This is a genomic window from Pseudomonas sp. MF6751 (genome assembly GCF_016613265.1).
GTDB classification, from domain to species: domain Bacteria; phylum Pseudomonadota; class Gammaproteobacteria; order Pseudomonadales; family Pseudomonadaceae; genus Aquipseudomonas; species Aquipseudomonas fluorescens_BV.
Genome location: NZ_JAENSV010000028.1, coordinates 48,888 through 72,647 on the forward strand (window position 1 = coordinate 48,888; position 23,760 = coordinate 72,647).

Annotated in this window: 18 protein-coding genes and 2 pseudogenes; 5 read left to right on the plus strand and 15 right to left on the minus strand. The window is 62.8% G+C overall.

The features are described from left to right. Positions 1-85 precede the first annotated feature (85 nt). Positions 86-1,027 carry a transcriptional regulator FeaR gene (gene feaR, locus JJD66_RS20200; protein WP_198716050.1) on the plus strand — a complete coding sequence of 314 codons (942 nt, stop codon included), beginning with the start codon at positions 86-88 and terminating at the stop codon, positions 1,025-1,027. 112 nt (positions 1,028-1,139) lie between these two features. Here the strand turns inward: feaR and JJD66_RS20205 are convergent, their stop codons facing one another. From JJD66_RS20205 to JJD66_RS20225, 5 genes and pseudogenes are all read right to left on the minus strand, one after another. Continuing rightward, positions 1,140-1,895, minus strand: coding sequence for an SDR family oxidoreductase (locus tag JJD66_RS20205; RefSeq protein ID WP_200648865.1), 756 nt, complete (start codon positions 1,893-1,895; stop codon positions 1,140-1,142). After that, positions 1,885-2,688, minus strand: coding sequence for an SDR family NAD(P)-dependent oxidoreductase (locus JJD66_RS20210; protein ID WP_200648866.1), 804 nt, complete (start codon positions 2,686-2,688; stop codon positions 1,885-1,887). The genes JJD66_RS20205 and JJD66_RS20210 overlap by 11 nt, the downstream gene beginning before the upstream one ends. Next, the gene (locus JJD66_RS20215) at positions 2,681-3,502 is read right to left on the minus strand and encodes a molybdenum cofactor biosynthesis F family protein (protein WP_200648867.1); all 822 of its coding nucleotides are present in this window, start codon (positions 3,500-3,502) and stop codon (positions 2,681-2,683) included. The genes JJD66_RS20210 and JJD66_RS20215 overlap by 8 nt, the downstream gene beginning before the upstream one ends. A gap of 13 nt (positions 3,503-3,515) precedes the next feature. Then, positions 3,516-3,881 (minus strand): cupin domain-containing protein, encoded by a 366-nt coding sequence (locus tag JJD66_RS20220; RefSeq protein WP_186560905.1) that lies wholly within the window; start codon positions 3,879-3,881, stop codon positions 3,516-3,518. Between the two features lie 134 nt (positions 3,882-4,015). Continuing rightward, positions 4,016-5,313, minus strand: a pseudogene (locus JJD66_RS20225) (NAD(P)/FAD-dependent oxidoreductase). A 207-nt stretch (positions 5,314-5,520) separates the two neighbouring features. Here JJD66_RS20225 and hpaR point away from each other — a divergent pair. Beyond that, positions 5,521-5,943 carry a homoprotocatechuate degradation operon regulator HpaR gene (hpaR, locus tag JJD66_RS20230; RefSeq protein WP_014719078.1) on the plus strand — a complete coding sequence of 141 codons (423 nt, stop codon included), beginning with the start codon at positions 5,521-5,523 and terminating at the stop codon, positions 5,941-5,943. A 124-nt stretch (positions 5,944-6,067) separates the two neighbouring features. Here the strand turns inward: hpaR and hpaI are convergent, their stop codons facing one another. The 8 genes from hpaI to JJD66_RS20270 all read right to left on the minus strand — a co-directional run bounded on the left by hpaI (position 6,068) and on the right by JJD66_RS20270 (position 13,455). Beyond that, a complete protein-coding gene (gene hpaI / locus JJD66_RS20235; RefSeq protein ID WP_200648868.1) occupies positions 6,068-6,868 on the minus strand; it encodes a 4-hydroxy-2-oxoheptanedioate aldolase in 801 nt (266 codons plus the stop codon). 16 nt (positions 6,869-6,884) lie between these two features. Beyond that, positions 6,885-7,688, minus strand: a complete 804-nt coding sequence (gene hpaH / locus JJD66_RS20240) for a 2-oxo-hept-4-ene-1,7-dioate hydratase (protein WP_105227274.1) — start codon at positions 7,686-7,688, stop codon at positions 6,885-6,887. Positions 7,689-7,699: 11 nt separating this feature from the next. Continuing rightward, positions 7,700-9,004 (minus strand): MFS transporter, encoded by a 1,305-nt coding sequence (locus JJD66_RS20245; RefSeq protein ID WP_198716044.1) that lies wholly within the window; start codon positions 9,002-9,004, stop codon positions 7,700-7,702. Positions 9,005-9,137: 133 nt separating this feature from the next. Beyond that, complete coding sequence (locus JJD66_RS20250) at positions 9,138-9,530, minus strand: 5-carboxymethyl-2-hydroxymuconate Delta-isomerase (protein WP_034128187.1); 393 nt, start codon at positions 9,528-9,530, stop codon at positions 9,138-9,140. A 14-nt stretch (positions 9,531-9,544) separates the two neighbouring features. Then, a complete protein-coding gene (gene hpaD / locus JJD66_RS20255; protein ID WP_200648869.1) occupies positions 9,545-10,402 on the minus strand; it encodes a 3,4-dihydroxyphenylacetate 2,3-dioxygenase in 858 nt (285 codons plus the stop codon). 154 nt (positions 10,403-10,556) lie between these two features. Next, the gene (hpaE, locus tag JJD66_RS20260) at positions 10,557-12,017 is read right to left on the minus strand and encodes a 5-carboxymethyl-2-hydroxymuconate semialdehyde dehydrogenase (RefSeq protein WP_105227270.1); all 1,461 of its coding nucleotides are present in this window, start codon (positions 12,015-12,017) and stop codon (positions 10,557-10,559) included. Positions 12,018-12,022: 5 nt separating this feature from the next. Beyond that, positions 12,023-12,793 (minus strand): fumarylacetoacetate hydrolase family protein, encoded by a 771-nt coding sequence (locus JJD66_RS20265; protein ID WP_200648870.1) that lies wholly within the window; start codon positions 12,791-12,793, stop codon positions 12,023-12,025. Further along, positions 12,790-13,455 carry a fumarylacetoacetate hydrolase family protein gene (locus JJD66_RS20270; protein ID WP_054917480.1) on the minus strand — a complete coding sequence of 222 codons (666 nt, stop codon included), beginning with the start codon at positions 13,453-13,455 and terminating at the stop codon, positions 12,790-12,792. The genes JJD66_RS20265 and JJD66_RS20270 overlap by 4 nt, the downstream gene beginning before the upstream one ends. A 128-nt stretch (positions 13,456-13,583) precedes the next feature. Between JJD66_RS20270 and hpaA the strand changes: the two genes are divergently transcribed. Next, positions 13,584-14,444 (plus strand): 4-hydroxyphenylacetate catabolism regulatory protein HpaA, encoded by an 861-nt coding sequence (gene hpaA / locus JJD66_RS20275; RefSeq protein ID WP_089042196.1) that lies wholly within the window; start codon positions 13,584-13,586, stop codon positions 14,442-14,444. On the opposite strand, the gene JJD66_RS20280 is transcribed toward hpaA, so the two are convergent. Together JJD66_RS20280 and JJD66_RS20285 are read right to left on the minus strand one after the other, a co-directional pair. Beyond that, on the minus strand, positions 14,371-15,840 hold the full coding sequence (locus JJD66_RS20280) for an efflux transporter outer membrane subunit (RefSeq protein WP_198716040.1): 1,470 nt from the start codon (positions 15,838-15,840) through the stop codon (positions 14,371-14,373). The two genes, hpaA and JJD66_RS20280, sit on opposite strands and share 74 nt — an antisense overlap. Then, positions 15,840-16,634, minus strand: a complete 795-nt coding sequence (locus tag JJD66_RS20285) for a helix-turn-helix transcriptional regulator (protein ID WP_200648871.1) — start codon at positions 16,632-16,634, stop codon at positions 15,840-15,842. Before JJD66_RS20285 ends, JJD66_RS20280 begins: the two co-directional genes overlap by 1 nt. 490 nt (positions 16,635-17,124) lie before the next feature. On the opposite strand from JJD66_RS20285, the gene JJD66_RS20290 reads away from it, so the two are divergent. Then, positions 17,125-23,394 carry a non-ribosomal peptide synthetase gene (locus JJD66_RS20290; protein ID WP_200648872.1) on the plus strand — a complete coding sequence of 2,090 codons (6,270 nt, stop codon included), beginning with the start codon at positions 17,125-17,127 and terminating at the stop codon, positions 23,392-23,394. Between the two features lie 131 nt (positions 23,395-23,525). After that, positions 23,526-23,760: pseudogene (locus JJD66_RS28140) on the plus strand (hypothetical protein); the annotation flags it as partial.

The following is a 23,760-nucleotide window of genomic DNA, read 5'->3' on the forward strand; positions in this document are numbered from 1 at the left end:
AAACAGGTTGTTGTTGCGTGCATATAGATAACATGTTAACTATTGCACCAGAACAACAAGAATAACGCCACTGCGGAGACACCCAATGAGCATCCCACAGCATGCACCCGACGGGCTCGACAGCTGGAACCGCGAACTGCGCGACGCGTGCGGCCACTTCGATACCGAACTGGCTTTCAACCGTTCGCTGTTTATCGGCGAGATCCATAACCTGCCGCGTGGCTTGGCCATCCTGCGCACCAATGCCGGGCTGATCAAGCGCTCGACGCACCACGCCGACCATGACAACGACCAGGAATGTTTCCTGGTCAGCCAACGCAGCGGCTACTCGCAAATCACCCAGAACGACCAGACGGTGCAACTGGCCCCCGGCGAAATGCTGTTGATGGATTCGGTGGGCTCCATCGAAATCACGCCCTTTGGTTTGATCGAACATGCTTCGCTGTCTTTGTCGCGTACCGAAGTGTGCAAGCATCTGGGTGGTCAGACGCGGGCGTTCGGCAAGATATCCTCGACCAAAGCCTGCGGGCGCATGTTGCATGTGCTGATGGATCAACTGTGCAAGGACGACACTGACGACGATGCCACGCAAGTGGACGCACTGCAGGCGGCCTTTGTGTCGCTGCTGGGCTCGGCGCTGGAGCAGGGCGATGAGCGCTGTGAAGGCGTCGCCTCGTTGCAGGGCAATAACCTGCGCAGCTACGTGCAAAAGGTCATTGATGAGTCGCTGGGCCAGCCTGGCCTGAGCCCGATTGGCTTGGCCAACCGCCTGAATATCTCGGTACGGCACCTGTACCGCTTGTTCGAGGAACAGGACGACAGCGTCTGCCGCTACATCCAGCGCGCACGGCTCAAGCGCAGCGCAGACGACTTGACCAACCCCTTCCTGCGCAGTGAGTCGATCACCTCGATTGCGTACAAATGGGGCTTTACCGACTCGGCGCATTTCAGCCGCTCGTTCAAGAAGCAGTTCGAGGTATCGCCCAAGGATTTTCGTTCCAGCCGGTTGCAGGCGGTGGGGGCATAAACAGGTCCTTCAAGCTGCATGAGATCCAATGTGGGAGCAGGCAAGCCAGCTCCCACAGGGGATTGCGCTTAGCTGACTGGCATTGTGACAAGCCTCACACTCAGTTCCGGTTTCAGATTTCGGGCAGCGTCGCGCCACCATCCACCACCAGCGTCTGCCCGGTGATATAGCCCGCCAGGTCAGAGGCCAGAAACACCATCGCCCCGGCAATATCCGCCGCCGCGCCCAGGCGCCCCAGCGGCACACGGCGGGCGATGCTGTCGTTCACGGCCGCATCGCCCAGGTTATCCATCGCCGGGGTGGCGATCATGCCGGGCTCCACGCCGTTGACCCGCACATTCAACGGCGCCAGCTCCAGCGCGGCATTGCGGATAAACCCATTCACCCCGGCCTTGGACGCCGCATAGTGGCTCAGCCCCGGATAACCGACCCGGTTGCCGGTGACCGAAGACGTCACCAGCACGCAGCCCCGGCCTTGTTCGCGAAACATCGGCAACGCCGCCTGGGTCAGCCAGAACAGCGCCGACAGGTTCACCGCCAGGGTGCGCTCCAGGATCGTTGGGGTGATGTCGGCAAAGGCGGTCAGCGGAAAGTACCCGGCGTTGTGCACCAGCACATCCAGTTGCGCCAAGCCTTGGACGCAGGCGAACACCGCTTCGGCATTCGCCAGGTCAACGCCAACGGCTTCAACGTGATGCCCTTGCGCGCATAACCCGGCAGCCAGGGCTTCAGCCTGTTCAACCCTACGGTCGGCAATCACCACCCGCGCACCGCGTTGGGCAAAGGCCTGGACGATGCCCAGGCCAATGCCCTGGGCGCCGCCGGTGACCAGCACGACCTGGCCGCTGAAATCCAGGTCATTCGTCATGGGCAGGCTCCAGGCGCGTAAACGCCAGCGTCGGCACGTCGACGATGCTGGAGCCACCGTCCGCCACCAACGTGGCGCCGGTAATGATCGAGGCGTCGTCGCTGGCCAGGAAGCGGCACACCTTGGCGATCTCGTCGGCACGGGCGGCGCGCCGCAGCGGTACATCGGCACACACACGCGTATAGGCCTGCTGCAAGGTTTCGCCGTACGCCTCCATCAACGGCTGCATCTCCGCGTCGGCCATCGGCGTGTGCACCCAGCCTGGGCACACCGCGTTCACCCGCACGCCATGGGGCCCATAATCACGGGCCAGCGAGCGATTGAGCCCGAGCAGCGCATGCTTGGCGGTGGTGTAGCCACACACCTCGGGGCCTGCCGCCAATGAAGCGATGGAGCCAATCAGCACCATGTTCCCGGCGCTTTCCTGCAACAGCGGCAGGCAGGCGCGAGCGCTGTAGAACGCACTGTCGAGGTTGCTGCGCAGCGCGCCTTCCCAGGTGGCCGGGCTGGTCTGGGTCGCACTGCCCAGCCCGTGACCACCGGCACAGGCCAGCAGCACATCGAGGCGCCCGAAGTGGCTGCGGATTTGTTGGATGAAGCCGTCCCAGGTGTCCGGGCAGGCGGCATCGCCCACCAGGATCAGCCCGCCGGTGTCCTGTGCCACCTGTTCCAGTGGCTCACGACGCCGACCGATCAGCACCAGATGCGCGCCTTCCTGTGCGTACAAGCGTGCGCAGGCAGCGCCGATGCCGGTGCCGGCCCCGGTGATCACCACCGTGCGCGGCTCAGTCACGGGGGTACTCCGTGCGGTTGAGCACCTGGCAATAGGAACTGATCGGGAAGTTCGACAGCGCGTCGAAGGACGCCCCGGCATAGCCGAAGATCTTGCCGTCGCTGCGGTGCTGTTGCAGGTCGATCAGCACCAGGCCGAGGGTCGGCACAATCTTCTCCTGCCAGACGAACAGGTACAGCTGTTCGGCGATCTTGTAGTAATGGCAGCGGTCGGTGTCGCACAAGCCTTTTTCCACGCCCTCAAGGCATTGCCAGGCGTAGAACCGAGGGTTGAGGTAGATGTGTTCGTAGACCTCGCTGGGGCTGTAGCGGTAGTGGTTGCGCAGGCCGACCAACTCGTCGGTGGGGGCGTGCAGGCAGTGGCCTTCCTGCCACGGCCGGTCGAGGCTGCCATGGAGGAAGTCAACCTGTACCGAGGTCAACGGTTTGCCGGCCAGGGCGCGGTGGTAAAGGCCTTCGTGGGTCTGTGCCGGTTCTGGCATACGGCCAATCACCGCGGTAAAGGAGGCCGTTGGCGTGTCCAGCACCAGGCTGATCGACCAGCTTTGCCCCGCCTCGTGCTTGATAAAGTCCACCAGGTACAGGCCCGGGCGAATCGAGCTGGCGCGGTAGGCGGCGCTGCCGCTGGAGTGACCGTCGGCAGCGTGCCAGGCCAGGCGCTCCTGCTCGAAGCGATGTTCGATCCGCCAGCCATTGGCAAAGTGCAGGGTGAAGGTCTGGCCCGCCAGGTCGGCCAGGTTCGGCAGGATGAACGCCTCGGGTGCAAACCCCTCAGCCAGGGCGCCCACGGTGATCCAGTCAGATGAATTCGACATGGCAACGCCTCCCTTACACGACGGCGAAGTAGTGTTTGACGAAACTCTCGCTGACCACTTCCCACAGCACCGGCGTGCCCTTGGTCACGAACCAGCTGTCACCGGCCTTGTAGCGGGTGGATTGGCCGGTGGACTCGTCGGTCAGCACCACTTCGCCGGTGACCACCGTGGCTTGCTCGGCGAAAGGGTAGACCATGCGGAACTTGCCCTGGGTCGTGCCGAAGTACGCACTGCTGACCGCATCGGTGGGCGCGCCAAAGGTCATCTTGCCGAAGGCGCGGACGTCGCCTTCAAGGATTTGCGAGCCGAGGTCGGCCACGGTGCCCCAGGCATCGAGTTCCGACAGCTGGACGTTGTGTTTGAGGGTGGTAAGTGTCATGGCAGATGCTCCGATAAGTACGAGATTTTTGTAGGAACGAGCTTGCTCGCGAAAAACTCACAGGCGCCGCGTTCATTCAGGAAGCACGCGTTATCGTTGAAGTTTTTCGCGGGCAAGCCCGCTCCTACAGGGGGTTAGCGGCGACCGTTCCAGTAGCCGGAAAGTTGGTGCCAGGATTTGCCCGCCGTCAGCAGCAGCGGGCGAATCGCGTCCTTGCCGATGATGGTGGGGCGGTGAATCGAGCTGACCAGGTCATAGCGCGCCGAGCCTTCGCTCATGCCTTCGGCAGCACCTTGCAGATGATGTGGCTGGGGGTGACGCCGAAGCCGGAATAGCCCTGCACGAAAAACGCGTTGCTGCGCCCCGGCAAGGTGCCCACCTGCGGGAACAGGTTCGGGCTGCACGCCATTGGGCCGCCCCAGGCCAGGTCGATTTTCACGTCCTTGAGGTAGGGGAAAATCTTCAGCATCAGGTGGCGGTTCCAGGCTTTCAGGTCGCCGGGAATATGCTCCACCAAAGGCGTTGCGGCGCCGAACAGCAGGCGATTTTCGTTAGTCACGCGGTAGTAGTCGATCACCGGGCGGATATCGCTGTAGGCCCCACGGATCGGGCTGATGCGCTGGATCAACTCCTCGGACAACGGCTCGGTCATCATCTGGAACGCATAGGTGTTGATGGTCGAGCGGTGCAGTTCTGGCTCCAGCTTGTTGAGAAAGCTGTCACAGGCCCACAGCAACTTGCTGGCGCGTACCGAACCGCGCCCGGTGCGCACGGTGATGCGCTCGCCGTAGCTGACGTCCAGGGCCGGGCTGTTCTCGAAGATCTTCACGCCATGGCTGGCCAGTGCGGTGGCTTCGCCCAGCAGCAGGTTCAGCGAATGCACATGCCCGCCGCCCATGTGCAGCAGGGCGCTGGTGTAGGCGGTGGAGCCGATGATCTGCTGCACGTCGGAGCCGCCGAGAAAGCGGATTTCGTGCTGGCTGTTGATCGACTTGAAGTCCTTCTCCCAGGCGCGCAGGGTTTTTTCCTGGCGGGCGTTGAAGCCCATGTAGCCGTAGCCGTGGCAAAAGTCCGCGTCGATGTTGTACTTGGCGATGCGGTTCTTGATGATGTCGGCGCCCAGGTCGCTGATCTCGAACACTTGGCGCAGGCCGTCTTCGCCCACGTCCTTCTTGATCTTCTCCAGGTCATGGCCGATGCCTGCCATGATCTGCCCACCGTTGCGGCCCGTGCCGCCAAAGCCCAGGTAGCGCGCTTCAAGCACCACAATGTTGGTGATGCCTTTTTCCGCCAGCTCAAGGGCCGTGTTGATCCCGGAAAAGCCGCCGCCGATGACCACGACGTCTGCCTCGATATCCTGTTCCAGGGTGGGGAAGCTGAGGTTGTATTTCTTGGTGGCGGTGTAGTACGTGGGGGTTTCGATGTTGATCATGGCGCAGCCTGAAAAAGTGAAGGAAGGCGCTAAAGCGGATGCCTCCATTAGGGCCCCTGGCGGGCGGGAAGTCTTGATCCTGCGTGCCCGGGTTTTTGATTCAGCGCGCCACGGGCGAGGGCACCTACAAGTTATAGCGCGCTCGCCGGCCGGGAATGTTAGAGTTTCGTTAAACTATTAACTAAATACTTCGTGACCCTGAGCCCTATGTCCACACCTCGACAATCCCTGACCCTGGCCTTGCTGCAAGCGCGCGAGGCCGCGATGAGTTTTTTCCGTCCTTCCCTGAATGAACACGGCCTGACCGAACAGCAATGGCGCATCATCCGCATCCTTGAACAGCATGGTGAGTTGGAGATCTACCAACTGGCGGAATTGGCCTGCATCCTCAAACCGAGCATGACCGGCGTGCTGGTGCGCATGGAAGCGGCCGGCATGGTGCACCGGCGCAAGGCCGAACAAGACCAGCGCCGGGTGCTGATTACCCTGGCGGACAAGGGCAAGGCGAGTTTCGAGTCCATGAGCCAGTGCATGGAGGCCAACTACCAGCGCTTGCAGGATCAGTTTGGCGAAGAGAAATTCCAGACCTTGTTGGGGTTGCTGGATGACTTGAAGAACATCAAGCGCTGAACTAATGACTGAACCACCACCGGTCAACTGTGGGAGCTGGCTTGCCTGCGATAGCGGTGCGTCAGCGACAAATAAGCCAGCTGACCCAGCGCTATCGCAGGCAAGCCAGCTCCCACATTGGATCTCAGTAGACACCACCGGTATTGGCAGCCATCGGTAAGTCTTTGAACTTCCCGGCCAGGCTTTGCAGCCCCCGCATCAACACCGTGGTATCCACCCCCACCGCCACGAACGTCGCCCCCAACTCGATATAGCGCCGTGCGAGATTTTCATCAGCACTGAGAATCCCTGCCGCCTTACCCGCCTTGACGATACGCACGATGGCGTCCTCAATCGCCGCCTGTACCTGCGGATGCCCCGGGTTACCCCGATGCCCCATGGACGCGCTCAAATCTGCCGGGCCGATAAACACCCCGTCCACGCCTTCGACAGCGGCGATGGCGTCCAGATTGGCCAGGCCCTCGGCATTCTCAATCTGCACCAGCAGGCACATCTGCGCATCGGCCTGGTCGAGATACTCGGCGATGGTGTTCCAGCGCGAGGCGCGGGCCAGGGCGCTGCCGACCCCGCGAATACCCTGGGGCGGGTAGCGCAGGGCGCGCACCAGTTCCCGGGCCTGGGCGGCGCTTTCGACCATGGGCACCAGCAGCGTCTGGGCGCCGATATCCAGCAGTTGTTTGATCAGCGCCGTGTCGCCGATCACCGGGCGAATCAACGCCTGGCTGGGGTAGGGCGCGATGGCCTGTAATTGCGCGAGCATGTCCCCCAGCTGGTTGGGCGCATGTTCGCCGTCGATCAGCAGCCAGTCGAAACCGGCGTTGGCGGCCAGTTCCGCGCAGTAGGCGTTGGCAAGGCCGAGCCACAGGCCGATCTGTACCTCGCGGTTGTGCAGGCGTTGCTTGAAGCGGTTGACAGGCATGTCCATGAAAGCACTCCTGGGTTCAGACGAAGCGGCAGGCAATCGAGCCGAGCAGGTCGTAGTCGACGTGGAAGGTATCGCCAGGGCGGGCTGCCACGGGGCGGGTAAACGAGCCGCCGAGAATCACCTGGCCGGGCAGCAGGGTGACGTCATAGGGCGCCAGCTTGTTGGCCAGCCACGCCACGCCTTTGGCCGGGTGGTTGAGCACCGCCGCCGACACCCCGGACTCTTCGATCACGCCGTTGCGATACAGCACCGCCGGCACCTTGCGCAGGTCGATCTCGGTGGGGCGCACGGCGCGGCCGCCGAGCACCACACCGGCATTGGCGGCGTTGTCGGAGATGGTGTCGAACACCTTGCGGGTGGCGTTGGTATGCGGGTCGACCTGCTGGATGCGGGCGTCGATGATTTCCAGCGCCGGGATCACCCATTCGGTGGCGTCGAGCACGTCGAACACCGTGCAGTTGGGGCCCTTGAGCGGCTTGCCGAGGATGAAAGCCAGTTCCACCTCCACCCGTGGCACGATGAAACGCTCGAAGGGAATGTCGCTGCCTTCGTCGAAAAACATGTCGTCGAGCAGGGCGCCGTAATCGGGTTCGGTGATATTCGACGACACCTGCATGGCCCGTGACGTGAGGCCGATCTTGTGGCCCTTGAGCGTGCGCCCGTGCTTGATCTTCTGCGCGACCCATTCACGCTGGATGGCGTAGGCGTCCTCGATCGTCATATCGGGGTAGTCGAGGGAAAACTGGCGCACCTGTTCGCGGCTGCGTTCGGCGCGGTCCAGGTGGGCGGCAGCTGCGAGGATTTGCTGGGAGTCGAGCATGGCAACGGTCTCTAGTGTGGGTTGACGATGGCGGCCTGGGTGCGCAGCACCAGCAAGCCACCGAGGGCGATAAACAGGGCGAGTACGTACAGGGCCAGGCTGGCGCTCTGGGTGGCGTCGCGCATCCAGCCGATCAGGTACGGCGCGAGGAACGCGGCGATGCTGCCGAACGAGCTGATCATGGCGATGCCCGCCGCCTGGGTGGTGTGGGAGAGAAACGCCGGTGGCAGTTGCCAGAACATCGGCAGCGCGGCACTGGCGCCCATGCCGGCGACCACCAGCCCGCCCATCACCAGCAGCGCATTGCCGGGCGCCAGGCCCGCGACGGCGATACCGAGTGCCGCCATCAGCAACGGCACACACAGGTGCCAGCGGCGTTCGCGGTGGCGGTCGGACGAGCGCCCGCAGCCGAGCATGAAGAAGCAGCCGGCCAGGTACGGCACGGCGCTGAGCAAGCCGACCTGGCTGTCACGGCCGATGCCGGCGCCGTGGATCAGGGTGGGCATCCAGAACGCCAGGGTGTTGACCGCCAGCATCACCGCAAAGTACACGGCCACCAGCAGCCACACCTGCGGGTCACGCAGGATGCCGCCGAACGAGGTGATGGTCTTGCGCTGTTCCTCGTTGCTCAATTGGGTGCGCAGTTGCTGCTTTTGCTCGGCAGTCAGCCAGTGCACCGACTCGAAACTGTCCGGCAGCCACTTGAGTACCACCAGCCCCAGCAGCACCACGGGGGCGCCTTCGATCAGGAACATCCACTGCCAGCCGCGCAGGCTGCCGACGTCGTGGAAGTTCTCCAGGATCGCCCCGGAAATCGGCCCGCCCAGCACTCCGGCCATGGGCACCGCAATGGCAAACAAGGCAGTGACCTGGGCGCGACGGCGTGCCGGGTACCAACGGTTGAGGAATACCAGGATCCCCGGGAAAAACCCGGCCTCGGCCACACCCAGCAGAAAGCGCAGCACGTAGAACCCGCGCGCGCTCTCCACCCACAACATGCCGGTGGAGAGCAGACCCCACACCACCATCAGGCAGGCGATCCAGCGCCGTGGTCCGACACGGTCCAGGGCAATGTTGCTGGGCACCCCGAACAGTGCGTAGGCGATGAAGAACAGGCCGGCGCCGAAGCCATACACGGTGTCGCTGAAGTGCAGGTCGCTGCTCATCTGCATCTTGGCAAAACCGATGTTGATACGGTCCAGATGGGCGAACAGGTAACACACCAGCAACAAGGGCATCAGGCGCCAGGTCACCAAACGATGGGTACGGTCGTGCTCGGCAAGCTGCAGGCTTGCAGTGGAATGGGCTGTGCTCATGGCTTTGTTCTTTTTGTTGTAGGAGCGAGCTTGCTCGCGAAAAACGTTAACGAAAACGCAGCGCTGCCGTTGATCCGCGGTGCCTGGAGGTTTTTCGCGAGCAAGCTCGCTCCTACAGGGGGGCGGGGCCGTCTCAGCTTGCCGGGTTGTTCAGAAACGCATGCACATTGTTCTGCTTGAAGTTGAGCTGTGGGTGCAGCTCGATCATCTCGAACGACAGCGCCAACAACCGTTGCGCCTGCAGCTCGGCGAAGTGTGCGGTGATCACCGCGAACACCGCTTGGGCGACTGCTTCGCGCGTCGCCAGGTCGCGGCCATGGCCGACCTTGAGGGTCATGTGCACAAAGGCATAGTCGTGCTTGCCATCGGCCATGCGCCAGGTGTCCAGGCGCACGCCGCGACTGCGAATGCCGCCCAATGGAAACACACCGCTGTCACCCAGCACGCGGTGGACTTTTTCAAACAGGCCGGGCAAATCGGCCTGCTGTTCGAGGTTGTCGGTGTACTCAGCGATAAAGTGCGGCATGGGGCTCTCCCAGGTTAGAGCGGGAAAATCGCGTTGATCTGGCCGGTGCCCGAACTGCCGAACGGCGGCGTGATGATCTCGGCCGGCTTGGCATAATCCGGCCCACCCAGCAGGCCCAGGAGCATGGCGGTGTCGTGCATCTTGCCTTCGCCAAAACAATGTTCGGCGTAGTCGGGCAACATGGAGCAGAACTCTTTGAAGCGACCTTGCTTCCACATTTCCACGACATGCAGGTCCACCTGCTTGTCGAATTCGCGGGTCCAGTTGTGGATATTCGCCTCAGCCTGGCGGTCGTCCGAGAACCGATGGGACAGCGAGCCGGACGCCAGCACCAGCACCTTGCGGTCGCTCTTTTCGATCGCCCGGCGCACGGCGGCGCCGAAGGCGAAACTGTCTTCCAGGCGATGCCAGGCGCACCAGGCAGCGATGGAAATGACCTTGAATTTTTGTGCGTCGGGCAAGCCCATGTGCATGTAGCGCATGGGCACCAGGGTGCCGTATTCAAGTTCCAGGCTCGGGATGTTGTGGGCCATGCTGCGCACGCCAGCCAGGTTGGCTTCGGCGGCGATCAGCTCACCCAGTTCAGGACAGCCGGGGTAGGCGTAGTCCATGTTCTTGATGAAGTGCGGCAGTTCGTTGCTGGTGTAGGTGCCCTGGAACTGCTCGCCGCAATTGACGTGGTAGCCGCTGTTGACCAGCCAGTGCACGTCGAACACCACCGCAGTGTCGGCCCCCAGTTCGCGGGCACGCCGGCCGATCTCCTTGTGCCCGGCAATCGCCGCTTCGCGACAGCCGTGATGTTTGCCGGGCAGTTCCGACAGGTACATCGACGGTACGTGGCAGATCTTCGCTGCCAGAACCACTTCGCCCATGATGACTCTCCTGAATAATTATTCTTGTATGGCCTGTGAGGTCCCTGTGGGAGCTGGCTTGCCTGCGATGGCATCGACTCGGTACGGCTGAAGGACCGCGGTGTCTGCATCGCGGGCAAGCCCGGCTCCCACAGGAGGCTTGTTTGAGCCTGGGCTACACGCCCCAGCGCGGAATGTGATGACTGCCCATGGAAATACACACGTTCTTGATCTCGGCAAACACTTCGAAGCTGTACTGGCCGCCTTCACGCCCTGTGCCCGAGCCTTTGACCCCGCCAAACGGCTGGCGCAAATCCCGTACGTTCTGGCTGTTGATAAATACCATGCCCGCTTCGATACCGCGCGCCAGGCGGTGGGCCTTGCCGATGTCCTGGGTCCAGATGTAGGAGGCCAGCCCGTATTCGGTGTCGTTGGCCAGTTGCAATGCCTCGGCTTCATCCTTGAACGGAATCAGGCACACCACCGGGCCGAAGATTTCTTCCTGGGCGATGCGCATCCGGTTGTTCACGTCGGCAAACACCGTCGGCTGGATAAACTGGCCGCGGCTGAGGTGCGCCGGCAGGTTGGCCGGGCGTTCCAGGCCGCCAGCCAGCAGCGTGGCGCCTTCCTCCAGGCCGATCTTGATGTAGCCGGTGACCTTGTCGTAATGGGCCTGGGTGATCATCGAGCCGACCTGGGTTTTCGGGTCCTGGGGGTCGCCGACGATCAGGCGCTTGGCTCGCGCCGCGAACTCGGCGACAAATTGCGGGTAGACGCTTTCCTGGATGAAGATGCGGCTGCCAGCGGTGCAGCGCTCGCCGTTGAGGGAGAAGATCGTGAACAATGCTGCATCGAGGGCACGTTCCAGGTCGGCGTCTTCAAAAATCAGCACCGGCGACTTGCCGCCCAGTTCCATGGAATACTTTTTAAGGCCCGCGCTCTGCATGATTTTCTTACCGGTGGCGGTGCCGCCGGTAAATGAAATCGCCCGCACGTCCGGGTGGCGCACCAGTGCATCCCCAGCGGTGGCGCCGTAGCCCTGGATCACATTGAGCACGCCGTCGGGAATCCCGGCTTCCACCGCCAGGCGCCCCAGTTCATTGGCGGTCAGCGGCGACAGCTCCGACATCTTCAACACCGCCGTATTGCCCAGCGCCAGGCACGGCGCGGTCTTCCAGGTGGCGGTCATGAACGGCACGTTCCACGGCGATACCAGCCCGCACACGCCTACCGGCTGGTACAGGGTGTAGTTGAGCATCTGGTCATCCACCGGGTAGGTGTGGCCGTCCATGCGGGTGCAGACTTCAGCGAAGAAATCGAAGTTGTGCGAGGCACGCGGGATCAACACGTTCTTGGTCTGGTGGATCGGCAGGCCGGTGTCCAGGGTTTCCAGCTCGGCCAGGTGTGGCACGTTCTGTTCGATCAGCTCGCCCAGTTTGCGCATCAAGCGCGCGCGCTCCTTGGCCGGCGTATTGGCCCACTTGGGGAACGCCGCCTTCGCCGCCGCTACGGCTTGCGCGACTTCTTCGGCGCCGCCGCTGGCGACTTCGCCGATGGCCTCGCCGGTGGCCGGGTTGTAGTTGATAAAGGTGTCTTTGCTTTCGACCTCACGGCCGTTGATCCAGTGTTTGATCATGGTGCTCAAGCCTCTTTGCGCGCGGAGAAAAACTCCGTTTCACTGACGATACGGTTGACCAGGCGGCCCACGCCTTCGACTTCCACCACTACCTCATCCCCCGGCACCACATCGGCCAGGCCCTCGGGCGTGCCGGTGGCGATCATGTCGCCCGGTTGCAGGGTCATGAAGCTGGACAGGTATTCGATGAGGTAGGGGATATCGAAAATCATGTCTTTCGTGCTGCCTTCCTGGCGCAGTTCGCCGTTGATCCAGGTGCGCAATTTCAGGTTGCCTGGGTCGGGCACATCCGCCACGTCGACAATCCACGGGCCGACCGGGGTGGTGGCGTCGCGGTTTTTCACGCGCAGGTTGGGGCGGTAGTAGTTTTCCAGGTAGTCGCGGATCGCGTAGTCGTTGCACACCGTGTAACCGGCCAGGTAGTCCAGGGCGTCGGCGCGCTTGACGTTGCGCGCGGTCTTGCCGATCACCGCCACCAGCTCGCACTCGTAGTGCATGTAGGCGACGTTGTCCGGGCGCCAGGTGACTTGGCGGTGACCGGTGTAGGTGCCCACCGACTTGATGAATGCCAGCGGTTCGGTCGGCGGCGTAAAGGCCAGTTCGGCGGCGTGGTCGGCGTAGTTCAAACCCAGGGCGAACATGTTGCCGATGGCGGGTGGCAGCCATTGCACCTGGTCTTCGGCCAGCAACCGCCCATCCCCCAGGCGCACGCTGCAGTCGGCTTGCACCCATACGTTGTGGGTTGCACCTTCAAAGTGGATACGTGCGCGTTTCATGCCGATGCCTCCGCTGCAATGGTGTTGCTCAGGCGGCCAATGCCGGTGATATCGACTTCAACCTGGTCGCCTGGCTGCACATCCACGCGGCCTTGCGGGGTGCCGGTGATCAGTACATCGCCGGGGTACAGGGTCATGAACTCGCTGATCTCGGCGATCAATTGCGGGATGTCGCGCACCCAATCGGCGGTAGAGCTTTCCTGGCGCAGCTCGCCATTGACGAACAGCTTGAGGCTCAATTGATTGGGGTTGGCCACTTGATCCCGCGCCACCAACTGCGGGCCCAGGGCGCAAAACCCATCGCGGCATTTGGCTTTGACGGCAGGGCGGTAGTAGCTGTCTTCCGGCAGGCTGAATTCATTCACCACCACATACCCGGCCACATGCGCCATGGCGTTCTCCAGGCTGACACGGCTGGCGCGCTGGCCGATCACCACACCCAGCGCCGGGCCCGGCTGCAGGCGCTCGCCCGCAGGCTGCAGCACTACGCCGCCATGGGCATTGCGGGTGTTGGGGGTTTTGATAAACAGCACCGGCTTGGTCGGCGGCTGCTGGTAGGGCGGCTGTTGGAAGGCGGCGAGATGCTGGTCCAGCAGGCCCTGGTAGTTCAGCGCAACGCCAAACAGGGTGCCGCTGGCAACATCATGCAGGGTACGGCTCATGAGTTTCTCCTGGCGGTGACGACGGCTGCACAGGCCGTTCGTTAAGTTGTTAACGTTATAATTAATATGTTAACTACCGTCAAGCGTGGCACACTGCGCTGGCCTCACAACAACAAGAAGAGAGCCCCGTGAAGCCGATTCCCAACATCAACATCGGGCAGGTCTACGACCAGCGCTACAGCGACGCCGAGGTGCATTACGACAAGCTCGGCAACCTGGCGGGGTTTTTCGGGCGCAATATGGCGGTGCATCGCCATGACCGGTTTTTCCAGGTGCATTACGTCAAGAGTGGTGCAGTGCGGGTGTATCTGGATGACCGCCAGTACGTTGAATCGGGGCCGATGTTTTTTCTCACGCCGCCCACGGTGGCCCACGCGTTTGTCACCGAAGCCGATGCCGACGGGCATGTGCTGACGGTGCGCCAGCAGCTTGTATGGGGATTGATCGACGCCGACCCCAGCCTCGCCTCCGGTGCGGCATGTGTGGCCTTGACTGGCGACGCTGAGGGGTTGGAACAACTCTTCGAGGCGCTGTGCAGTGAGATCAACGCCGAACGGGCAGGGCGCGCCGCCGCCCTCGACAGCCTGACGCGGTTGATCATGATCCGCCTGCTGCGCCTGTGCGCCCACGCCCAGCCGGCACGCCCGACAGCCCATGAAGACCTGCGCATCTTCCATCGTTTCAACGAGCTGATCGAAGCCCACTACCTGGAACATTGGCCGTTGGCGCGTTATGCCGAGGGCATTGGCGTGACCCAGGCGCGGCTCAATGAAGTGTGCCGACGCATTGCCGACCTGCCGTCCAAGCGCTTGATCCTTGAACGGCTGATGCAGGAGGCCAAGCGCCTGCTGTTGTTTACCGGCAGTTCCGCGAATGAAATCTGCTACCAGCTGGGGTTCAAGGACCCTGCGTATTTCAGCCGGTTTTTTTTGCGGTATGCACAGATGACACCGGGGGAGTACCGGCTGCGGCAGTCGGGGTTGCGCTGATATCCCAGGCGCCACCCAGTGCGGTATACAAATTCACCTCGGCGACCAACTGCGCCAGCCGGTCCACAATCAGCGCCTGTTGCGCGCTGAACAGCGAACGCTGCGCATCGAGGAATGTCAGGTTGCTATCCACGCCGCTGCGGTAACGGTGTTCGGCCAGGTCATAGTAGTTCTGGTTGGCGGCGACGAAATCCCGTTGCGCCGCCAGTTGGTCGTTGAAGGTCTGGCGTGCGGCGAGGCCGTCGGCAACTTCCTGGAAGGCGCCCTGGATGGATTTTTCGTACTGGGCCACCGTGATGTCCTTCTGCAGCCTGGCGTAATCGAGGCTGGCGCGCAGGCTGCCGGCGTTGAAGATCGGCAGGTTGATCTGCGGCTGAAAGGTCCAGCTGCCCGAGCCGCCCTTGAACAGCCCCGACAGCTCCTTGCTGGTGCTGCCTGCGTTTGCAGTCAGGGTCACGGAAGGAAAGAACGCGGCACGGGCCGCACCGATATTGGCGTTGGCCGCCTGCAGTTGGTATTCGGCCTGGAGGATATCCGGGCGGCGTTGCAGCAGGTCCGAGGGCAAGCCGGCGGGCACGCGAGCGACCAGATCGTCGGCCAATGGGCGCGCAGGCAGGTGTTCATCCACCGGGCCACCCACCAGCAGTGTGAGGTTGTTGAGGTCCTGGGCCACCTGGCGTTCATAGCGGGCCACGCTGGCGCGGGTACTTTCCACTGCTGTGCGCGCTTGCACCACGTCCAGCGCCGAGGCTTTGCCTGCGCTTTTACTGCGGCTGGTCAATTGCCAGCTGTGGTCGTTGGCGACCAGGGTTTGCTCGGCCAGGGCCAGCAGTTCCTGATCGGCGCGCCAGGTCAGGTAGGCATTGGCGACGTTGGCCACCAGGCTCAATTGCGTACTGCGCCGTGCTTGTTCGGTGCCCAGGTAAGTGAGCAGCGCCTGTTCGCTGAGGCTGCGCACGCGGCCGAACAGATCCAGTTCGTAAGCGCTCAGGCCCAAGGTGGCGGAGTAATTGGAGGTTATCGCTGACTTGCCGGTGCCGGTCACGCTCCCCGGCAGCTTCTGGCGCTTGCCGGCGCCTGTGGCAGAGAGTGCCGGGAAGAGGTCCGCGCGCTGGATACGGTACTGCGCCTGGAACGCTTGCACATTCAGGGCCGCCACTCGCAGGTCGCGGTTGTTGACCAACGCATCATTAATCAGCTGTTGCAGCGCCGGGTCGCGGAACAGCTGCTGCCAGTCCGGGTTTTGCGCCTGGGTGCCGGCCTGCGCCAGGCGGTACACGCCGCCTTGGGGGTACTGCGCAGGCGTCGGCGCGGCTGGTCGCTGGTACTCGGGAATCAGCGAGCAACCGCCGAGCATCCAGGCCATGCCGACGGTGCACAGTGCTCGTGTGTTCATCAGGCGCCCACCATCCATTTGGCCAGGCCATGCCGGCCGCTTACGCCCAGCTTGGCGGCGGCACGTTTGAGGTAGGTCTCGATCGAGCTGTTTTTGACACTGAGTTTCTCCGCGATTTGCGGCACGGTGCCGCCAGTCAGCAGGCCCAGGCACACTTCCTGTTCCCGCGCCGAAAGGGTGATGTCGCTCAAAGACAAGCGTTTGTAGAACTCACGCTGCAACTGCGATTGTTCCAGCAGGGTATGGGCCGGCTCAGTCTCGGCGTGCGGCGCCTGGCGCAGGCTCTGGGCGTGCCGCTCCATCAACGGCAACAGCGTGTCCGACAGGCACTTGAGAAACGACAACTCAGCCAGGGAAAACCCCTGCTGGGTCGGCGGGCGGTAGAACGAAATCACACAGCGTCGATTGCCCTGGCGCGATACCAGGTTGCACTGGTGCGAAGTACCGCGCGGATGCGCGCTGTTGGCCTTGGCGTTCATCTGGATCAGCAGCGGGTCTTGCATGTGCAGCATCTGCCGCAACAGAGGGTGGTCGTTCAGCGCATGCAAGGTCTGGGGCACCGACAAATCCTTTTTCACCCCGGCGCTGCCCAGTAACTTGATGTCCAGCACTCGGTCGCGCAGTTCATCCAGGGTCCATTCGCTGAGGTCTACCAGGTGAATCGGTACCCACTTGCCCACCAGATGCAACATCGTGGCGGCGAAATGTTCGTCGCCGCTGTTTGAAATCAACTCGCCCATTTCGGCATAAAAATGCGGGCCGCAGGTGTCGCCAATACTTGGGGTCAGACTCATAGCCATCTCATCCTTGATGTCGAAAACCGTCAACGGTTGCCCAGGGCCTGTGCAGGGCGCTCCGTACTGCTTGAACGTAACTCGGCGTTCGAAATTTTATTTAGCCATAGGGATTTGTCCTACGTATGTAGCGGAAACGAGGGACACAAGCTGCCATAAAAGCTGCGCCATTAATCCGACGTTTCTCGTGAATTAAGCCGGCTACGTACAGGTGTAAGTTATTTTTAGTCTTAGCTAAGTTATTGATGTAAATGATGAATTATTAAAATAAAGGGGTTATCCAGAGGCTCGGCATGGATGAGCTGTAGCCAATCTCCTACAACGCTTTAATCGTTTCAGCCATGAACCTTCGACCAAGGCCTATCCATCCATTTGAATGTCCGGGTTTCGGGTGTCAGACACCCCTCGGCGCCCATGCTCCAATCCGGCAACTTTGGCGTAATGGGCCACCTCTGCGCGGCCAGTGCCTGACCCCCATGAGAAGGATCTTATGCAGTATTCCTCCAGCCAGCCGGCCCGCTTCCCCCTCACTGGCGCCCAACAAGACATTTGGCTCGACCAACTGCGCGTGGGCGATTCGCCGCTGTACAACATTGGCGGCTATCTGGATTTTGCCGGCACCGTCGAGCCCGAACGCATGCAGCATGCTGTCGCACTGCTTGTGGCCCGTCACGATGCACTACGCACCCAACTGCACACCGACGCCAATGGCCTGCCTGGGCAAACATTCGCCCCGCAGCTGAAGGTGGAAATGGCGCTGCATGATTTCTCCGCGCTGCCCGACCCGGCTGCAGCGACCCAGGCCTTGATGCAGGCGCAAATGGCTCGGCCCTACGCCCTGAGCGGCGAGCCACTGTGCCGTTTTTTCCTGGTCAAACTTGATGATGATCACTACCGCCTCGGTACCCAGGCTCATCACCTGATCCTCGACGGCTGGGGCTTCGGCCAGATGCTGCAATCCCTCGCGCAGCTCTACAGCGCCCTGGAGCAGGGGCGCGCCACCGAGCCACTGGCACCGTCCTACATCGACTTTATCGACACCGACCAACGCTACCTGCAATCGGCCCGCTACGCCCGCGACCGTGATTATTGGCTGGGCAAATACCAGGTGCTGCCCGAGCCGCTGCTCACCCCCAGGCACAACACCAAGACGTCGAGCAACACCTGGGTGCAAGGCTTCCCGGTGCAGTTGCTCAACCGTATGGAGCAGGTGGCCAACCACTACCAGGCGTCGGCCTTTCATGTGTTGCTGGCGGCGATGTATGTGTATTTCACCCGCACCAGCCAACGGCAGGAATGGGGAGTGGGCCTGCCGATTCTCAACCGCTCCAACGCGCGGTTTCGCGCCACTGTGGGCCTGTTCACCCAGGTCAGCGCGGTACGTTTTGCGTTCAGCGAGGGCGTGTCTTTCGGTGCTCTGGTACGGGGCATCCGTGATCAGCTCAAGCAGGATTTTCGTCATCAGCGCTTCCCGTTGAGTGAGATGAACCGCGAGCTGGGCTTGCGCCGAACAGATCGCGGGCAACTCTTCGACGTGTCGGTATCGTTCGAGCAGGACGACCACGACCTGCGCTTCGGTCAGGTCCAGGCCCGCGCGATCAAGGTCTCCAATCACCATGAAGCGCTACCGCTCGCCATCCACTTGCGCAGCAACCGTTACCAGGACAATGCGTGGCTGCATTGCGTCTACAACGAGGCGTATTTCCAGGCGCACGATGTGCAGGCGTTGGCCCAGCGTTTCATCGGGCTGCTGGAGCAGGGGTTGGAGGACACTGCGCTGCCCATCGGCGAGTTTTGCATGCTGCTGCCCGAGGAGCAGGCCCGACTGCTGCACTGGAACGCCACCGCGCAGCCCAACGCTACGCCGCAAACCCTGCACCAGCGCATTGAAGCCCAGGCCGCACGCACGCCCCACGCGATTGCGGCGGTGTTTCAGGACCGCTCACTGAGCTACACCCAACTCAACCGCCAGGCCAATGCACTGGCTCATCAACTAGTGGCGCTCGACGTACAGCCCGATGACCGCGTCGCGATCCTGGCGCGGCGTGGCCTCGACACCCTGGCGGGGCTGTTGGCGATCCTCAAGGCCGGCGCCTGCTACGTGCCGCTGGACCCGGCCCATCCCGGCGAACGCCTGGAGTACCTGCTGCACGACAGCGCGCCCGCGGCCATCCTGACTCAGCGCGATTTACGCCAGCGTCTGCCCGTCTCGACGGTACCGGTGATCGCGCTGGAGCCTGGCAGCGCATCCAACGACAGTAACCCTCAGGTTGCCGTCACGCCGTCGAACCTGGCTTATGTGATTTACACCTCGGGTTCCACTGGGTTGCCCAAGGGCGTGATGGTCGAACATCACAGCGTGTCGAACCTGGTGGACTGGCATTGCCAGGCATTCGACCTGCACGCGGGCAGCCACACCGCCAGCGTCGCCGGCTTCGGTTTTGATGCCATGGCCTGGGAAGTCTGGCCGGCGTTGTGCGTGGGGGCGACCTTGCACCTGCCACCGGCTCATGAAGGCGCGGAAGATATCGACGCGTTGCTCGGCTGGTGGCGCTCGCAACCATTGGATGTGTGTTTCCTGCCCACGCCTGTCGCCGAATATGCGTTCAGCCAGGGGCTTGGGCATCCCACCTTGCGCACCTTGCTGATCGGCGGCGACCGCCTGCGCACCTTCACCCAGGCACAGACGTTTGCGGTGGTGAACAACTATGGCCCCACCGAAGCCACCGTTGTGGCGACCTCGGGGCGCGTTGAGGTGGGCCAGCCGTTGCATATCGGCGCGCCGGTCGCCAATGCCCGCGTCTACCTGCTGGACGCGCAGCAACGCCCGGTGCCGATTGGCGTGGCGGGGGAGTTGTATGTCGGCGGCAAGGGCGTGGCGCGGGGGTACCTGAACCGTGCCGAGTTGAGTGCCGAACGGTTTATCGACGACCCATTCAGTGGCGGTCGCATGTACCGCACCGGCGACCTGGCGCGCTGGCTGCCAGACGGCAATCTCGACTACCTGGGGCGCAATGACGACCAGGTAAAAATCCGTGGCGTGCGTATCGAACTGGGGGAAATCGAGTCGGCCCTGGCCAGCCATCCGGCGCTTCAGGATGCAGTGGTGCAGTTTCGCGACGGGCAATTATGGGCGTGGTTTGTGCCACGTCAGCCTGTGGAAATCGAAGTACTGCGCACTCACCTGCAGGCCTCGCTGCCGGACTACATGCTGCCGGCGGCTTACGTGTGCCTCGACGCGTTGCCCCTCACCGCCAACGGCAAGCTCGACCGCCGAGCCTTGCCGTCACCGACCCAGGAAGCCTTTATCACCCGCCGCTTCGAAGCGCCACAGGAGGGGGTGGAAACCACACTGGCGCAGATCTGGGCCGAGTTGCTGAATGTGCAGCCAGTGGGCCGCCATGACCATTTCTTCGAGCTGGGCGGGCATTCGCTGTTGGCGGTGCAACTGGTGCAGCGCATGCGCCAGGCCGGCCTGCGCGCCGATGTGCAAGTGCTGTTCGGCCAGCCGACCCTGGCGGCGCTGGCGGCGGCGTGTGTCGGTCACGAACAGGCGGTGCCGGCCAATCGAATCCCGACCGGTTGCACCCATATCACCCAGGATTTGCTCGTCCTGGCCGAACTTGACCAAACCAGCCTCGACCGCATCGTCGCCGGCATCCCTGGTGGCGCCGCCAACGTGCAGGATATCTATCCGCTGGCGCCGTTGCAGGAAGGGTTGCTCTACCACCACCTCACCGACGCGCACGACCCGTACCAGCAACAAGCGCTGTTCAGCTTCGCGCGCCGCGAGCAGCTGGATGCCTTCGCCAGTGCCCTGCAACAGGTGATCGATCGCCACGATATTTTGCGCACCAGCCTGGTGTGGGATGCCCTGGAACAACCGATGCAGGTGGTGTGGCGCCAGGCGCAGCTGCGGGTTGACGCGTTGCGCGAACCGGCGCAACCCCTGGACTTGCGCCAGGCGCCGCTGATGGCCCTGGATTACGCCGAGGAGCCCCAGCACCAGCGCTGGGTCGCCAGGCTGCGCTTTCATCATCTGGTCAACGACGCCACGTCGACCACGCTGCTGGTAGACGAGATTCGTGCCCATCTGCTGGGTCAACAGGCGCAACTGCCTGTGCCAGTGCCTTATCGCAACATGGTCGCGCAGGCCCGCTCAACGGCTCGCCAGGCGGCGCACGAGGCGTTCTTTCGAGAGCGTCTGGCGGATGTCGATGAGCCGACCTTGGCGTTCGGCCTACAGAAGCGTCAGGCCCTGCGTGCCGAGACCGAAGAGGCGCAGCGCTCGCTCGGCGACGCACTCAATCTGCGCCTGCGCAGCCAGGCCCGAGCCCTGGGGGTCAGTGCCGCGAGCCTTTTCCACCTGGCCTGGGCTCAGGTGCTCAGCCGTGTCGCCGGCCGCGAAGATGTGGTGTTCGGTACCGTGCTGCTCGGCCGCTTGCAAGCCGGCGAGGGGGCCGAGCGGGCCTTGGGCATGTTTATCAACACTTTGCCGCTGCGCCTGCGCTTGGCCGGGAAAAACGTGGCGGATGCGCTGCACGACACCCACGCGCAACTGAGCGCTTTGCTCGCCCATGAACAGGCGTCCCTGGCGTTGGCCCAGCGTCGCAGCGGCGTGCCGGAACTGTTCAACAGTTTGCTCAACTATCGTCACACCTCGGCGGACCCTGGACTGAACCTTGTGCCGGGCATTGCCTTGCTTAGCAGTGAAGACATCCTCAGTTACCCGTTGATGCTCACGGTGGACGACACGGCCAGCGGCTTCCGGCTCAAGGTCATGGCCCCGGACACAGTGGGCGCTGAACCTGTCTTGAGCTACTTCGACACCGCGCTGAACGGCCTGCTGGACGCATTGGAAAGCACGCCGGATATGCCGCTGCGCGGTGTGCAGGTGCTGCCCGCGAGCCAGTTGCAAACTCTATTGGTGGACTTCAACGCAACCTCCACCGACTACCCACAAACGCTGACCGTGCAAGCGCTGTTTGAAGCCCATGCGCGGCGAACCCCCGATGCCATTGCGGTGCAGGCGGGTCAGCACGCATTGACCTACCGCCAACTCAACGAACGTGCCAACCAACTGGCTTTTCACTTGCGTGAGCACGGCGTACAACCGGACTCGCGGGTGGCGTTGTGCGTGGAGCGTGGGTTGGACTTGGTGGTGGGCTTATTGGGAATTCTCAAGGCGGGCGGCGCCTATGTGCCGCTCGACCCAGGTTACCCACGCGAGCGCCTGGCCTACATGCTCACAGACAGCCAGCCAGTGGCACTGTTGGTACAAGCTGCCACACGCGAAGGGGTGGGCGATGTCTCGATCCCGCTGATCGACTTCGACCACTGCACTTGGAATCAGGCGCCGATCGACAATCCAAGCGTGCCAGGCTTGAGCGTCGCCAATCTCGCCTACGTGATGTACACCTCGGGCTCCACCGGCACGCCCAAGGGTGTGATGATCGAGCACCGTGGCCTGGGCAACCTGTTGCATTGGGGCTCGCAACTGTGCCCGAACGCCGAAGGCGGCGCCTTGTTGCAGCGCGCGCCGTTCAGCTTCGATGGTTCTGTGTGGGAGCTGTTCTGGCCGTTGAGCAACGGCATGCGCCTGGTGTTGGCGCGGCCCGATGGGCACCGTGAACCGGCGTACCTGGCCCAGGTGATTCGTGAGCAGCAGATCAGGGTGATCCAGTTCGTGCCCGCCATGTTGCAGCAGTTTCTGGATCTGGACGAATCGGCCCTGTGCACCAGCCTCACCGATATAGTGTGCGGCGGCGGCGAACTCACCGCCGCCTTGGCCCGTGGCGTGCAGGCGCGCTTGCCCACGGTGCGCTTGCATAACGTGTACGGCCCCACCGAAGCCACGGTGGACAGCTGCGCCTGGACCCTCGAACCCGGCGCGCCGGTGCCCGCCTTGCAACTGCCGATTGGCCGCGCCATCAACAACACCCGCCTGTATGTCCTGGACGCTCATGATGCGCCGGTGCCCATGGGTATCAGCGGCCAACTGCACATCGGCGGCGTCGGCGTTGCCCGTGGTTACCTGGGCTTGGAACAGCTGACCGCCGAACGTTTTATCGACAGCCCCTTCGTGCCCGGCGACCGCCTGTATCGCACCGGCGACCTGGTGCGCTACCTGCCTGACGGCAAACTTGAATTCCTTGGGCGTAACGACTTCCAAGTGAAACTTCGCGGTGTGCGCCTGGAGCTGGGAGAGATCGAAGCACGCCTGGCCGCCCACCCGGCATTGCACGAGGTGGCGGTATTGATTCTCGATGAGCGCCTGGTGGCCTACTTCACCCTGCGCGGCCAGGCGCCGAGCCTGCAAGCCTTGCGTGACCATGTGCTGGAGCACCTGCCGGAATACATGGTGCCGGCCGCCTTCGTGCAACTCGACGCACTGCCCCTCAATCCCGCCGGCAAACTCGACCGCAAGGCCCTGCCGGCGCCAGGGCTGGAGGCCGTGCTTAGCCGAGCCTACGAAGCGCCAGTGGGCGAGGTGGAAACCCTGATGGCCGGGATCTGGGCTGACGTGTTGAAACTCGAACGGGTAGGGCGCCATGACCACTTCTTTGAACTGGGCGGGCACTCCCTGTTGGCAGTGAACCTGGTAGCCCGCCTGCGCAAGGCCGGGCTGGACGTGGACGCCCGCACCCTGTTCAGCCAGCCCACGCTGGCACAACTGGCCGCGAAAACGGCGGCGCAGGCCCCGCGCGTGGAAGCTCCCCAAGCCGCCATCCCCCAACTCAACCGCCGTCGACGGATTTAGCTGACTTGTGGTGAGGGGAGCTTGCGGTGGAAGCGGCTTGCTCGCGAAAGCGGCCTGACAGCCGGCATTGATCCAACTGATGCCCTGCGAACCCATGTGGGAGCTGGCTTGCCTGCGATGGCATCGACTCGGTGCGTCTGAACTACCAAGGTATTTGCATCAATACCAATGTAGGAGCGCGCTTGCTCGCGAAAAACCTCAACGATAACGCGTGCCTCCTGAATAAACGCAGCGCCTGTGAGTTTTTCGCGAGCAAGCTCGCTCCTATGTATGGACTCGCCCCCACTTTCAACCCGCTTTTCAAACATTGGTACCCGGTTGCATCTATGTATCAGGCCTATCCGAGGAAGCTCCAAACAGCTTCTG